This is a genomic window from Helicobacter sp. MIT 01-3238, from assembly GCF_003364135.1.
GTDB lineage: Bacteria > Campylobacterota > Campylobacteria > Campylobacterales > Helicobacteraceae > Helicobacter_B.
In genome coordinates, this window is the sequence record NZ_NXLN01000012.1 from 54,672 (window position 1) to 68,880 (window position 14,209).

13 protein-coding genes are annotated in these 14,209 nt (G+C 40.6%); 4 read left to right on the forward strand and 9 right to left on the reverse strand.

Going from position 1 to position 14,209, the window contains the following annotated elements; translation table 11 throughout:
* Positions 1-39 precede the first annotated feature (39 nt).
* The 9 genes from CQA40_RS05540 to CQA40_RS05585 all read right to left on the reverse strand — a co-directional run bounded on the left by CQA40_RS05540 (position 40) and on the right by CQA40_RS05585 (position 11,142).
* Positions 40-510, reverse strand: coding sequence for a DMT family transporter (locus CQA40_RS05540; RefSeq protein WP_023928265.1), 471 nt, complete (start codon positions 508-510; stop codon positions 40-42).
* Between the two features lie 78 nt (positions 511-588).
* Positions 589-1,500 (reverse strand): DMT family transporter, encoded by a 912-nt coding sequence (locus CQA40_RS05545; RefSeq protein WP_023928266.1) that lies wholly within the window; start codon positions 1,498-1,500, stop codon positions 589-591.
* A 101-nt stretch (positions 1,501-1,601) separates the two neighbouring features.
* Entirely contained in the window at positions 1,602-2,519 is a 918-nt protein-coding gene (locus CQA40_RS05550) for a DMT family transporter (protein ID WP_115519934.1), read from the reverse strand.
* Positions 2,520-2,721: 202 nt separating this feature from the next.
* On the reverse strand, positions 2,722-4,362 hold the full coding sequence (locus CQA40_RS05555; RefSeq protein ID WP_115519921.1) for a methyl-accepting chemotaxis protein: 1,641 nt from the start codon (positions 4,360-4,362) through the stop codon (positions 2,722-2,724).
* A gap of 140 nt (positions 4,363-4,502) precedes the next feature.
* Positions 4,503-7,406 (reverse strand): DNA polymerase I, encoded by a 2,904-nt coding sequence (polA, locus tag CQA40_RS05560; protein WP_181882847.1) that lies wholly within the window; start codon positions 7,404-7,406, stop codon positions 4,503-4,505.
* Between the two features lie 108 nt (positions 7,407-7,514).
* Entirely contained in the window at positions 7,515-7,811 is a 297-nt protein-coding gene (locus tag CQA40_RS05565) for a YbaB/EbfC family nucleoid-associated protein (protein WP_115519923.1), read from the reverse strand.
* A 480-nt stretch (positions 7,812-8,291) separates the two neighbouring features.
* On the reverse strand, positions 8,292-8,684 hold the full coding sequence (panD, locus tag CQA40_RS05575) for an aspartate 1-decarboxylase (RefSeq protein ID WP_115519925.1): 393 nt from the start codon (positions 8,682-8,684) through the stop codon (positions 8,292-8,294).
* A 46-nt stretch (positions 8,685-8,730) separates the two neighbouring features.
* Positions 8,731-10,740, reverse strand: a complete 2,010-nt coding sequence (locus CQA40_RS05580) for a hypothetical protein (RefSeq protein ID WP_115519926.1) — start codon at positions 10,738-10,740, stop codon at positions 8,731-8,733.
* A 171-nt stretch (positions 10,741-10,911) separates the two neighbouring features.
* A complete protein-coding gene (locus CQA40_RS05585; RefSeq protein WP_115519927.1) occupies positions 10,912-11,142 on the reverse strand; it encodes a hypothetical protein in 231 nt (76 codons plus the stop codon).
* Positions 11,143-11,195: 53 nt separating this feature from the next.
* On the opposite strand from CQA40_RS05585, the gene CQA40_RS05590 reads away from it, so the two are divergent.
* The 4 genes from CQA40_RS05590 to flgK all read left to right on the forward strand — a co-directional run bounded on the left by CQA40_RS05590 (position 11,196) and on the right by flgK (position 14,055).
* Positions 11,196-11,381 (forward strand): hypothetical protein, encoded by a 186-nt coding sequence (locus CQA40_RS05590; protein ID WP_115519928.1) that lies wholly within the window; start codon positions 11,196-11,198, stop codon positions 11,379-11,381.
* A 105-nt stretch (positions 11,382-11,486) separates the two neighbouring features.
* Positions 11,487-11,717, forward strand: a complete 231-nt coding sequence (locus tag CQA40_RS05595; protein ID WP_023928274.1) for a hypothetical protein — start codon at positions 11,487-11,489, stop codon at positions 11,715-11,717.
* A gap of 67 nt (positions 11,718-11,784) precedes the next feature.
* Entirely contained in the window at positions 11,785-12,222 is a 438-nt protein-coding gene (gene flgN / locus CQA40_RS05600; RefSeq protein WP_023928275.1) for a flagellar export chaperone FlgN, read from the forward strand.
* Between the two features lie 3 nt (positions 12,223-12,225).
* Positions 12,226-14,055 carry a flagellar hook-associated protein FlgK gene (flgK, locus tag CQA40_RS05605; protein ID WP_115519929.1) on the forward strand — a complete coding sequence of 610 codons (1,830 nt, stop codon included), beginning with the start codon at positions 12,226-12,228 and terminating at the stop codon, positions 14,053-14,055.
* Positions 14,056-14,209: the final 154 nt, after the last annotated feature.

Here is a 14,209-nt window from a genome sequence, read left to right on the forward strand (position 1 = left end):
AAGCCACACGCAAAAATCTCACACAAATTTATCAAAACCCTAGTTTTTTTGTAGTTCTTTGGAGAAAAATACCAAAAGTCCTATTAGTATTATCCCTAGTCCCAAAATCTTTTGCCACGAGATAGGCTTTATCCCTAGTCCAAAAGCCCCCATAGAGTCTAGCACTGCACTTGTGAGGAGCTGTCCAGCTAGTGCTAGCAAAAACATATTTAGTAGCCCTATTTTGGGGGCGAGCAGTATCGTCCCAAACACAAAAAACGCGCCTAGCACGCCACCCAAAAATTTCCACCACGATTGAGAAAAAAGCGATTTAATCGTATCTAGTCCCAAAGCACCACTAAAATACGCCATAAAGCCTAAACAAATCGTGCCTATGCCAAATGATATTAGCGCAGCCACAAGCGAAGCAAGCTGAAGTGATGAGCCTTGCAAAGAGCGAGCCAAAGAGGCATTTATAGGGGCTTGGGTAGCGATAGCTATCCCCATACATAAAGCGATGAGATAATACATTTTTACTCTCCTTAAAACCTAAAATCCAACAAAAAAGTGTAAAATCACAAAATCTTACAAAAACAAAACCGCCAAAATCTAATCTTTTCTATATACCAAGATAAGCCCACCTAGTATGATTCCAACGATACCGATAAACACCATAGCACTAGGGAAACTATCCCCTAGAAATAACCCCAATATGAATGAAAACACTACATCAAGATAGCTTACCCCAGCGACAATGCCAGCCTTTTTTGCTACACCGTAGCTTTTGGTAGTGTGGATTTGATAAATCGTGCCGATAGCCCCCATAATGATGATAAAAATCCACGATTTTAGGCTAGGCATCACAAATGGTGCAAGCATAAAATCTAGCTCCTTTGGCGCGTAAAATTCTGCGACAATCATCGAAATAAGCGGTAGCAAAGCCCCCATAAAAATAAATGAAAACGCCACTTGCTCGGTAGCATAAAACCCCCTTAGCTTGCGCACGCTCACAAGTGCTAGTGCCGCAAAAAATCCGCTTATAATGCCTATAATGGAGTTTTTAAAATCAAAGCCTGTGTGCATATCAGGGTGCGCCCAAGGCTGCGAGACAAGTAGCACGCCACCAAAAGCGATAAAAATCCCTATCCAGCCCTTTAGTCCCACCCTCTCGCCAAATACAAAAAGCGCAATAAGCGTGATAAAAATTGGCGAGGTTTTTTGGAAAGCAAACGCTCCACTAAGCGAAATGCTAGAGACATTATAAAAAAACAAATACAGCGAAATAGCACCTGTAAGCCCACGAAAAAATAATAGCCAAAAATGCCCACCTTCTTTATGGATTTTGACCTTGCTAAGCAAGTAGAGCATAAACGCCACACCGATGATATTGCGAAAAAACATAATCTCAATGCTTGGTAGCTCATCACTCAAAATCTTGGCACACGCCCCTACAAGCGCGAAATCCAAACAAGCAAGCACCATAAAATACACACCCAAATTATGTTTGATGACTTTTAGCATATTTTCCTCTATGAGTTTTATCAGCGTTTATCTTGGTTTTTGCTATTTTTAGATTTTGCCACCTTTTATCATCGCATATTTTACTTTATATAGATAAATCATTAGGTTTTGCTAAGCACCAAGATGATTCCCCCACCAATGATGCTAACAATACCTGCAAACACCATAGCACTAGGAAAACTATCTCCCAAAAATAGCCCCAAAATCAGCGAAAACACCACATCAAGATAGCTTACCCCAGCGACAATGCCAGCTTTTTTTGCTACACCGTAGCTTTTGGTAAGGTGGATTTGATATGCCGCGCCCAAAATCCCCATAACCACGATAAAAAACATAGATTTTGCACTTGGCAGGACAAAGCCACAAACCACAAAATCTAGCTCCTTTGGTGCGTAAAATCCACCAATAATCATTGAAAGCAATGGCACAAGCGTGCCAACAACCATAAAAGATAGCGCGATTTTTTCGGTGGTGTAGTAGTGTCGCAGTTTGCGAGCACTTACCACAGATATAGCAGACAAAAATCCGCACAGCACGCCCAAAAGGCAGTTTTTTGCTTCAAAACCTGTGTGAAAATCCTCGCTAGCAAACGGCTGTGCGATAAGTAGCACTCCTACAAACCCCACACCAACGGCTAGCCACCCCCTAAATCCTATACTTTCTTTAAATACAAAAAATGCAATAAGTGTGGTAAAAATCGGTGCAGTTTTTTGGAAAGAGTATGCTCCACCAAGAGTGATATGCTCAATATTATAAAACAAAAGATAGAGGGAAAGCACACCTGCTACACCACGAAATAGCAAAATCCCAAAATGCCCACCCTCTTTTTGCTTAAGTGTGGATTTTTTGAAAAGATAGTAGAGATAAAAAGCAGCGATAAGATTTCTAAAAAACACCACCTCAATGCTAGGTAACCCCTCAGTGCTCAAAATTTTGGCACACGCCCCCACAAGCGCGAAATCCAAACAAGCAAGCACCATAAAATACACAGCCAAATTGTGCTTAATCGTTTTTTTGATAGTTGATAGCATTTATTAAGCCTTTAGGCTTTTAGCAGGATTTACAACAAATGAAGTAGTGCAAATCACGCTAGATTTTTTATCTCATAAGAATCTAAAATACCCTTTAGCAAAAATATTAGCTTAAGCATTTTTACAATCACTAAGCAATGCAGATTTTACACTGCAATTTTTATAGGCTTAGTATAGCTAACTATCCTCTTTATACTTTGAAAAATCCAATGTTTTCTTTGAGTTTGGTAGAGATATTTTCCAAATCGCTTATTGCTCTAGAAGCTTTGTGCATAAGCTCTGTTGTGTTTCTAGATATATTTACCATTTCATCCATTTCAGCACGGATATTTTTGACACTCTCATCTTGGTGTCTAGAGGAGGTGCTTACATCTTTTGCTTTTGCTAGGGAGTCGCTAGCTTGGTCTTTTATCTCATCTAGCACAGAGGCGGTTTGTGTGGCTAGTTCTATGCTTTTTTGAGCTTGTGGCACAGCTTGATTCATCGCTTGAGCGACGGTTTGGATTTCTTGGCTTATATGCTGAATCATCGCAGAAATCTGCGAAGTAGCACCCGAAGTGCGCTCCGCTAGCTTTCTCACCTCATCAGCAACAACGGCAAATCCTCTGCCGTGTTCACCTGCGCGTGCGGCTTCGATAGCGGCATTTAGCGCAAGGAGATTTGTTTGGTCAGCGATTTCTGCGATGAGCGAGGCTGAAGAGCCTACCTCGCTAGATTGCTTCTCTAGCTCTAGGATTTGATTAGCAGATGAGATTACCATTTGCGTAACGGCTTCTACGGTTTCTTGGGTGTCAGTCATCGCCTCTTGTCCTTTGCGAGAAAGCTCTAGGGTTTTCTCAGAGTTTTCTTCGGTTTGCTTAGCGATTTGAGCGATTTGAGCTATGCCCTCAGAGATTTCTACCACTTGCTTTGCAGAGTGCTTTGCTGTCTCGCTTTGTGTGATGGAGGCTTTTTGGGAGTCCGCGCTAGCACTTGCCACAAGCTGGGTGTTTTTGAAAATATCATTTGCAGAGACTAAAATCTCGCTAACTATTTTTTTGAGCCGCTCTTGCATAGCTGCGATTTCGCCTAGCATACCTATGTTGTTAGATATGCTCTCACTCAAATCCCCACTAGCGATTAGCTTCACACTATGTGAAGCGATACTTGGCTCACCACCTAGTAGTCGCACAAGATAGCCGATGATAAACCACACAAGAAGCACACTTGCTACCACTGCTAGAATCGCACTTATGATAAACACCCCTCTAAACACTGCTACGGCGTTTTGCACCACAGGAGTTACCGCTTGGTTTTTGCTCTCTTCTAAGTCGATAAACTCATTGATGGTCGCAAGCCACTCTACAAATATCGGTCGCACATTATTTAGCGCATTTATCGCACCCATCTCATCGCCACTTTTTTTTGCCTCAAGCAGTTGGGCGATTATAGGGCGAGCGCGAGAATCAATAGCATCTATGCGTCCTAAAATCTCTGTTTCTACTTTACCAAGTCCATTTTTTGTTTCAAAAGTATTTTTCATTCTTTCTCGTGCGTTTTCATATTTATCTTGGAGCTGTCTAATCTGCTGATTTAGCCTGCTAAGCGTAGCTCTATCGCTCAAATCTGTAAGCACGACATCTCGCACATCAATAGACTCATCGTGCACGCTTCCACGAAAGTCAATCGCTATGCGTTGTTTGACAGAATTTACTTCGTTTATCTCTGTGAGTTTGTCCCTAATAGAGCCGATTTGGATTATCGCATAGATACAAACAAGTAGCATAATCGCCACCAACGCAGCATATCCAAGCCCCAAAATCACAAACACGCTCATCGGTTTTTTTGTCATATTTTATCCTTTGTGTTTTTATTATCAAACCCCTAACTTGTGCTATCTAAAATTTATTCAAAAGCAGATTGTGGATTATAGCACAAAATCCATTAGTGTTTTGCAGTGTTTTGGCACTATCTAGGATTGTTTTAGTTATATTATTTTAGCTCCGCCCAAGTGCGTCCTAGCGCGTAGCTTGATTTTAGTGGGACATTTAGCGTATAGATATTATCCATTATCGCACTTAGCTCTTTTGCTCTTTGCTCCGCCCCCTCTTTGTCTAGCTCGAAAATCAGCTCATCGTGGACTTGTAAAAGCATTTTTATATCGCTTTTGCTTTCTTTTATGTGCGCGTGGATTTTTAGCATTGCCATTTTGATTAAATCCGCTGCACTGCCTTGAAAAATCGAGTTTACTCCCTCGCGCAAGAAATTTGCCTGCATAAATTCACTAGCGTGCGCGAAGCTAAAATATCGTCTATGTCCTAGCAAAGTCTCTGCATAACCTTTCTCCAAAATCTCTTGTTTTTTTGAATTTAGAAAATCTTTGACCGTGGGGAATGATAAAAAATATCCCTCAATATAGCTTTTTGCTTCTTTTTGCGGGATTTTTAGCGTTTGAGATAGTTTGGTAGAGCCCATTCCATAGATAAGCCCGAAGTTTATACTCTTTGCGATACTGCGCTTTTGTGTCGCTTCTTTTTCGCCAAAGATTGCCTTTGCAGTTTGTAAGTGAATGTCTAAATCATCTCTAAATGCTTCGATGAGTGCGCTATCTTGGCAAAAATGTGCCAAAAGTCTAAGCTCAATTTGAGAGTAGTCAATAGATAGCAAAATCTTATTTTCTCCACTAGCGCAAAATCCAGCACGGATAAGCCTGCCCTGCTCGCTTCGCACAGGGATATTTTGGAGGTTTGGGGATTTGGAGCTTAGGCGTCCTGTGGCAGTGCCCGTCTGCAAAAACGAAGTGTAGATTTTGCCTTGTTTTTGTAGCTTTAGCATAGGTTCGACATAAGTGCCCTTTAGCTTTGCTAGCTCTCTGTATTCTAGGATTTTGGGTATGCAAGGGTGGGCTTCTAGTAGATTTTGCAAGGTTTTTTCATCAGTGCTATACCCGCCTTTTATTTGCCTCTGCGCTTTTAGCTTTAGGGTGTCAAATAGCATATTTGCAAGCTGTTTTGGGGAGTTTAGGTTAAACACACTTCCACATAGAGAGAAAATCTCTTGCTCAATTTGTGCGATTTCTTTAGAAAATCTTTTCAGCAAGTCTTTGAAGTGATTTTCATCAATAGCTATGCCTTCTTCCTCCATTTCCAAAAGCACGGATACAAAGGGAAATTCTACTCTTTTTGCTAGCTCAAAAATACTATCCAAACCGCGTGATTCTAGTTCGCATTTGAGGCGAAAAAACAGCCTAAAAGAAGCACTCGCATCTTCAGCGGCATATTTGGTGGCATTTGGGATTGGCACTTGTGAGAAATCATCTAGTTTGCCTAGCACCTCGCCAAAGCCTATCATAGAGTGGGCAAACCACTTCCTCATTTGCTCATCAAGCCCTACTTTGCTTACGCTATCAAAAAGCCACGCAAGCACCATAGAATCATAGATTTTGCCATTTGCATAATCATAGTGGATTCCAAGATTTTGTGCGATTTTTAAGTCGTATTTGAGATTATGCCCGATGAGAGGATGGGCAAAAATCTTTCTTATCCCCTCTTTTGCTTCCTCTAGGCTTATTTGGGATTCTACGCCTAAGTAGCTATGGGCTATGGGGACATAATAAGCATTTACCCCATCAGCACAAAAACTAAACCCCACTATTTGCGCTACTTTGGTATCAATAGCCGTAGTTTCGCAATCATAAGCGATAAGGCAGTCTTTTGGCATACTATCCAAAATCCCCTCTAGCTCGCTAAGAGATTCTATTTTTTTTGCCTTGAAGTAAAAAGGATCTTTGGCCAAAATCTCATCTGTTTTGTTTGCTAGAAGTGATTGGTTTATGTAGCCAAAGGTTGGGGGATTTTCCTCTATTGTTTGCTGCGAAGTAGAATCTAGCTTTGCAAAAGTAGCTTCTATCTCAAGTCCTCCAAGCCCCTTTTTTGCTAAGCGTTTTTTATCTTTTTGTGCTTCATATTCCTCTTTAGCTTCCTGCTCTTTTTTAGAGTCTTGGGCGATGATTTGGCTAAAAGGCACATTTGGTTTTTCATTGCTTAGTCTTTGCACGATTTTGGCAAACTCATATTTTTTCATCTCATCTAGGATTTTGATAAGTGGATTTTTTTGTGGCATTATGGATTTTGAGAATTCAAATTCACTAAATAAATCCCGCTCTAGCGTTACAAGCCTTTTGCTTAAAAATGCAGATTCCCTATTTTGCTCTATGGCATTTGCTAGTCTTTCTCCTACCACCTCACGCAGAGATGTTGCATTTTCATAGATATTCTCTAGATTTTCAAACTTCTCTATGAGTTTGGCTGCACTTTTTGTGCCTATGCCTTTTACCCCGGGCACATTATCACTACTATCGCCTACTAGACTTTGATAGTCAATGAAATTTTTGGGATACACGCCAAATTTTTCAAAGCACTCTTCCTCGTGGATTTCTTTATTTTTCACAGGGTCTAGCAAGTGGATATTTTCATTTATAAGCTGATATAAGTCTTTGTCGTGGCTTATGATTTCGACTTTTAAGCCCTTTTTTTGCGCTAGTGTGGCAAGTGAAGCGATGACATCATCTGCTTCATAGCCCTCAAAGGATAGATTTACAAATCCCATTTGCTCTATCCACTTTATGGCTATGGGCAGCTGCAAAACCAAGTCATCAGGTGCTTTTGCGCGGTTTGCTTTGTAGTCTTTGTAGTATTGCTTGCGCTTATTTTCTCCCCCGCCCTCTAGCGCAAACACGATGAAATCCCCCTCGTTGTTTTTGTGTAGCTTCATTATGAGGTTGGCAAACCCCATAAGCAGTCCTGTGGGGAATCCATCTTTGTTGCGAAGTGGTGGGAGGGCATAAAAATTGCGAAAAAAGAATCCAAAAGTATCGATAATGATGAGTTTTTGCACTTTTTTGCTCCGTGTTTTGTGTGGTTGATTTTTGGGCTTATCTTGGTTAGATTTTGCTCTATTTATGTTATTGCAAGCACTTTGCGTGGCTTTTTAAGTTTTCATATCTTAAAAAGGATTTATTTTGCCAAGCATTCCTAGTGCCAAAGATTTGCGATTTTCCTCGACATTTTTATAAGCGTCATTTAGCGCAGAGATAAGCAAAATCTGCAAGGATTCTTTATCCTCTAGCAAGCTATCATCTATGAGTATATCCACCACTTCACCCGCACCATTGATACTCACAGTAAGCAGTCCGCCACCACTTTTGGCAGTGAGGATAGTATCTTTGCTTTTTTGCTCCATTTCTTGGATTTGCTCTTGCATTCCTCCTAGCATTTGGCTTAGATTTTTTATATCAAACATTTTTACTCCTTAATCGCCACGCAAGATTTAGGTATTTTTGGATTTTAAAGGGCTTGATTTAGGCTCTAGAGAGAGTGAAGCACACCACGCCTAGCGCGACAATAAAAGCTAATGTGCAAAAAATTAAAGCAATCATTCCAGCAGTCATTTCATTTTCTCTATCTTTCTTACATTTTTGACATACAAAAAAGAAGCGCATACTATCCCAGACAATAACGAAACAGCAACAAGCATAACTATGCACAGCTCAAGCAAAGCTAACTCTCTAAAATTCACAAAAAGGTATGCTAAAACAGAAAACAACGCAGATAATAGCAACACTATCAGCGCAATAGCCAAGTTTATGTTTGATTTTATGGCATCTTTTTTGCTCAACAAGCACCTCTTAAATGTATGCAGTAGCGCGTATTGTATCTAAATAATATTAAAAATATCATTATTTGCATATCTCATCTGTTGCAAGATTTTATCTACTTCTTTTTAGGAACTTATGCCTTTTGGATAAGAATCAATATTTGATTCTACCTTTGTGATATGGTTGTGGCTATCTACAAAGACGACTTTTGGCTTGTGGGATTTTGCCCTCTCATAGTCCATACTCACATAGGCAATGATGATGATTATATCGCCCACACTTGCTTTGCGTGCGGCTGCGCCATTTAGACACACTACGCCACTACCTGCTTCGCCCAATATCACATAAGTGCTTAGCCTTTCGCCATTATTTACATTTACCACATCGACTTTCATACCCTCTAGCAATCCAGCCTCTTCACACAAGCTAGAATCTATCGTTATAGAGCCGACATAGTTGATATTTGCTTCACTCACAGTTGCGCGGTGGATTTTAGAAAAAATCATTTCACATTGCATATTTATCCTTTTTGCGTTATTTGCATTATCTAAGTGTCGCTAGATGCTATTTATAAAAATCTACAAAGCCATCTTGTGGGAGGATTATCTCCATATCTTTTGGCAAATAGTGCAGTATTTTATCCAAAAATATAAATTCTGTAAGCATATCGCCACACAAAAATACTTTCTTTATCGCGTAGTTTTGCCCCATATCCCGCGCTAGACTTCCCACAAACTCACACAAAGAATCCACCACACCATAGCACAAAGTCGCGCTATCCACACCTGCTAGAGAGAAGCTCATCGCACTTCGCAAGATTCTAGGCATATCAAGTGCCAATCCACCTTGAGGGGACTTTACCGTTTTATAATCAATTCTAGGTCCCTTATCGCGCAAGAACAATTTAGCATTATTTAGCACACTATTCACACCCTCTTCCACACTTGCATCTTTTGGGCAAAGCCTAAGCACTTTTGCAATGATAGAAAAAAACTCTATAAGGTTTTTAGAGGTTTTTTCTAAATCCTCTTTTGCAAAAGTAGATTTTGTAGAATCATCAAGCGAAAAATTTAGGCTATGTTCCCCAAAATGAGAAGTGAAGTTAGCAATTAGCTTATCGCCATTTTCGCGTGTGGCAATCTCTGCTAAAGCGTGAGCTGGATTTAAGCTAAAATCTATGTGCAAAACCTCGCTAAATGTGTCTTTTTGTGCTTGATTTTGTGATTCTTGTGGTGTTGTTTCTTGCTGATTGTCATTTGGTATTTGGCGATAAACCCATATAGCTGTGTTTTTGGATTTTGAGAGATAGCATACTAGCATTTGAGAAGCATTGGCGATTTTGGCGGCGTTTTGCAAGGATAGTGAGGGGGTAGATGACACATAGTGCTTGCGGATAAGAGAGAAAAGATTTAATTTACAAAATCTATCCTCCACATAAGTGCCGTTTTTGTCGCAAGCTACGCGCTTATGGGGTGGAATCGTGTATGTAAGCACACTCTCCAAAATCTCACTAGATTTTTTAGCAAAAGGCTTTACAAAGACAAACTCCACACCACGCGCCCTAGCATACACCCCAAGCAATGCCAAAAGTGGCTCATAAGCCAAAACGCACTCAATCTCCACAGGATTTGCCACACCTGCTGATTGTGCTACTTGATTTTGCTTACCAAAAAACTCTTTTGCAAACACTTCTTTTGGGCATAGCTTCATACTTGGCTTCTCAAAGTTCCCAAGCAGACTGATTTGGGCTTGATTTACCCGCATAAAGATTTGCAGTGCCCCAAGCTCCCAAAACATCGCAAGAGGGGATTTCTCCCCCACGCTTAAAGCTATATCCCCTCTTTTTGTGCGGATTCTCACGGGCTTGCCCTCCGCTAGCTCACTAGCAAGCCTAGCAAAGAGCACAGCAAGGCTAGAATCTTTTGGTGCGATTTTTTTTGCACTTTTTGTGCTAAAGACTTCATCGCCATACCGTATATCCACAAAAAACGGCTTTAACACGGAGTATAGCGACAAATCACTTGCCGTGTCGTTATCATTTTTTTCTTCAAATGCACCTAAAAGGGCTTTCATCTCTTGCACGGTGGGGATAGATTCTACATTTTTTGGTAGTTTCCTATCGTGCGGGGTTTTAGAGTGCAAAACTTTAGCGTGGCTAATCTTTTTTGGCAAAATGCTTGATTCTTGCAAGGATTTTGCACTCTCTATGCCTTTAAATACAAAATCCATACTCAAAGGCAGATTCTCACTTATAGAGTTGGCAAAGGCGATGATTGTGTCATTTGCTTTACTATCTGCCTTAGTATCATTTACCACACCATCATTTGCTTTGGCGTCATTTATAGTGCGGACAAAGAAATACAGCTCACTTGGCTTTATCCACTCTTTGCTAGGACAAAACTCACTTCCAAAATCTAGTTTATGCTTTTTTGCCAAATCGCACAATATCGCTTCAAATGGCGCAATAGCTTTGCGCGATTTTGTGCTAAGAAATATAAAAGCAAAGGTAGAATCAAGCGAGCAATTAGAATCTTTAGAAGTATTTTTTTTGTGTGTTTCTATTTTTTTAGACATTTTAGAGGATACCTTAACCCGATATTTTTATGAAATAAAACCAAATTAAAACGCAAAAGCTACAACTTTGAGATTTTAGCGCAATTATTTAGCAATACTTCAAACAAATAATTAACATTTTAGGAGCTAAAAATATAGCTATAAACGCACGAGAATTAAGAGCGCGATAAATTAAAAAATCACGCAAAAATCCACAAAATCAAACAAAATATGCAAATATTTGCATAAAAGAGAGTAAAAATACGCAAAAACTATCCGCTTTTTGCCGATTTTGTTATATAATCGTGCCTCGTAAGGCGAGATTAGCGCGTGAGTGTGGGCATCGCTTACATTTTTGTAGCTCACATTTATCGTTTCTATGCAGTTTTTACATTTGGTTTTTGTGTTGCATAGATTTCGCACAGCGCATTCTTGTGTTATTCATAGCGGGGCATATCTTTACAAAAGGTTGCAAAATGGATGTGAAAACTTGGATTTTCCCAACGCTATGCTTTTTTTTGTTTTGCTATGTTATGGTGTTTGTTGGGTTTTTTACATATCGTGTCAATCCAAATGTATCACTTTTTCAAGAAAAGGGGATAAAAAGTGCTACAAGCCTAGATAACCTAGCCAAAGAGATGAATAAGGCTATGAAGAAGTAGAGTTGAAGTGTGGAAAAATAGGCTTAAATCGTTGGATTTTTCAACCGATATAGCTTGACAGATACATAGTAAGCAAACTAGACCAAAATCACCAAAGGAGTGCAGATGAATACCATAAGCTCAAATATCGCTTCTCTAAATGCGCGAAATGCAAACGCATACAAAGACGAAGACACAAAAATCGCCACGCAGCGAAATCGCCAAAATGACGATGTAGCCCAAGTCGCAGCGCAAAACAAAATCGCGCAGATTAGGGACTCTATTGAGGCAAAAGAATACAAACTCGACTTACAAAAAACTTCTGAAAAAATGGCACTAGATTTGCTTAACTTATAGCCAAAACCTCCTTATTTGCTTTTTAGCATTGTGCTTTGCGCGTGAGGGGGGCAGATAAGGATAAAAAATGGTTATGCAATATCTTCAAGGTGCTATCGCTGACTTACGCACACTTATCGACTACACGAAGCAAGACATAGAATCCATAAAGCTAGCCAAGCACGATGAGATTTTTGAGCGCAATCCCAAAAAAGACGCCCTCATCAAGGAGTTTGAGACCAAAAAAAGCTTGATTAGCCAAGAGATGCTTGCCCTCAAAAACAACAATCCCCAAAAAGAAATAAAAGACCTAATTGATTCTAGGACACAAGAGCTTTTTGATGAGATGAGCCAAGCCCTAAAGGAGCTAAAAAAGCTAAATTCTAGCTATGCGCAAATCGTTTTCGCTGTGAGTGAGTTTTTTACCTCGCTTATGGACAAACTTATCCCCAAAGAAGCCCAAACCTATGGCGATAAAAAATCCACCCCCAAATCAAGCATAAATCTTTTGCAAATCAAGGCTTAGGCTATGGGCGGGATTCTCTCTTCACTAAATACCTCATACACAGGGCTTGTGGGACACCAAGTAATGGTAGACACCACTAGCAACAATATCTCAAACGCTAGCGATGAGTTTTATAGCCGTAAGCGCGTGATAGCCCAGCCAGAGCGACCGCTTGTGATGCACCAAGGGCTTATCATCGGGCGCGGTGTAGATATTCCAGCCATTCGCAGAATCCACGATGATTTTGTGTTTGACAGATATACCAAGTCAGGCTCAGAAATGGCGTTTTTTCAAAACAGCTTTGACTTTTTGCGCGAGATTTCAGCCTACTTCCCAGATGTCGAGGGTGTGGGGATTTATAATGATTTAGAAGCGTATTTTAATGCGTGGAAAGATGTCTCCAAAAACTCCCAAGACCCAGCCCAAAAGCAAGTCCTAGCAGAAGCCACCCAAGTGCTTACGCGAAATCTGCGTGATACTCGCACAAAGCTTGTAAACCTACAACGACAAGCTAGCGAAAATCTAGAAACGCTTATCAATGAGGCAAATCGCTTAGGCTCTGAAATCGCCCAGCTAAATGGCAAAATCAAAGAAATGGAAGATGCCAAGCAATATCGCCAAGCAAATGAATTGCGCGATAGACGCGACCAATACGAATTCCACCTTATCGAAATCATCGGCGGGCGCGTGTATAAAAATCATCTCCGCACAGATTCTCTCCTGCAAGCTAGAAATGCGGATTTTGACGAAAACTATGTGATGAATATCGCACGCGGGTTTAATATGGTAGATGGCTACACTTTCCACCCCATAAAGCTAGACAAAGAAAACAATGCCGAGCACCTAAACCGCGTTTATTGGCATACTTATGATTTTAAAGATGTGGATATTACTGATAAACTTGATGAGGGCAAGGCAGGCTCTCTTATCTCGCTTTATAACACAGGCTACAAAGGCACGAAAATCGGGCATATCCAGTACTATATTGACTTGCTTGACACCTTTGCGCAAGGCTTTATGGAAGCCACAAACGCTATCTATGCGCAATCCGCAGCAAAAGAGCTCATAGGCGAGCAAGTGCAGTTCGGACGATATGAAGCACTAAAAGACACCAACTACAACTTCAAAAACGGCTCATTTGACTTGATGGCATACAACACAAAAGGCGATGTCATCGCCACAAAGAGAATCTACATAGACAATGTAACCACTATGCACGACATTGTCCGCGCGATAAATGGCAACAAAGATGACAATGATGACAACAACGACATAAACGACTTTGATGACTACTTTAGGGCGATATTTGACCCTGAAGTCAAGCAGTTTGTCATAGAGTCTACCAACCCACGAGAGGGGATATATGTCGCTATCAAGGACAATGGCACAAACTTCACAGGCGCTATGGGAATCAATAAATTTTTGCAAGGGCAAAGTGCTAGAGATATAAGACTGCATAGGGACTATGAAAAAGACGCCACGCAAATCCGCCCGTGGCTAACCCCCACAGCGGGCAACTTCGATGTGGCAAATATGATGCAGCAGCTCCAATACGACAAAATCGACTTTTTCAACAAGCACACAAAGCAGCCTTTCAAAATGGGCATAAATGAGTTTTATCAGTTTGCCGCAGGGCGCATAGCCACTGACACAGAGGAGACACAGCGCACACTTGATACCAAAACCTCCGTATTTGAAGCCACCAAAAAAGAGCATCTATCTATCACGCAAGTGAGTATCGATGAGGAAATGGTGGATTTAATCAAGTTTCAAGGTGGATATGCTGCAAATGCCAAAGTCATAACCACCATTGACAAAATGATAGATACTCTGCTAAGTATCAAACAGCCTTAAACTAGCTTACTAATTTGTGATTTTGTCTAAAATCTAGCCAAAAAGGATTTAAATGCTTCAAACCACTCCTATACCCGACACCTCTCTCTTATCTGCCCCCCTCACGCGCAAAGCACAATGCTAAAAAGCAAATAAGGAGGTTTTGGCTATAAGT

Excerpts from the sequence above, each read along its gene's own strand:
- CQA40_RS05565 (WP_115519923.1), bottom strand. The coding sequence starts at position 7,811 with ATGTTTGATATAAAAAATCTAAGCCAAATGCTAGGAGGAATGCAAGAG.
- CQA40_RS05555 (WP_115519921.1), bottom strand. The coding sequence starts at position 4,362 with ATGACAAAAAAACCGATGAGCGTGTTTGTGATTTTGGGGCTTGGATAT.
- CQA40_RS05595 (WP_023928274.1), top strand. The coding sequence starts at position 11,487 with ATGAATACCATAAGCTCAAATATCGCTTCTCTAAATGCGCGAAATGCA.
- CQA40_RS05540 (WP_023928265.1), bottom strand. The coding sequence starts at position 510 with ATGTATTATCTCATCGCTTTATGTATGGGGATAGCTATCGCTACCCAA.
- flgN (WP_023928275.1), top strand. The coding sequence starts at position 11,785 with ATGGTTATGCAATATCTTCAAGGTGCTATCGCTGACTTACGCACACTT.
- CQA40_RS05580 (WP_115519926.1), bottom strand. The coding sequence starts at position 10,740 with ATGTCTAAAAAAATAGAAACACACAAAAAAAATACTTCTAAAGATTCT.
- CQA40_RS05590 (WP_115519928.1), top strand. The coding sequence starts at position 11,196 with ATGGATGTGAAAACTTGGATTTTCCCAACGCTATGCTTTTTTTTGTTT.
- flgK (WP_115519929.1), top strand. The coding sequence starts at position 12,226 with ATGGGCGGGATTCTCTCTTCACTAAATACCTCATACACAGGGCTTGTG.
- panD (WP_115519925.1), bottom strand. The coding sequence starts at position 8,684 with ATGCAATGTGAAATGATTTTTTCTAAAATCCACCGCGCAACTGTGAGT.
- CQA40_RS05545 (WP_023928266.1), bottom strand. The coding sequence starts at position 1,500 with ATGCTAAAAGTCATCAAACATAATTTGGGTGTGTATTTTATGGTGCTT.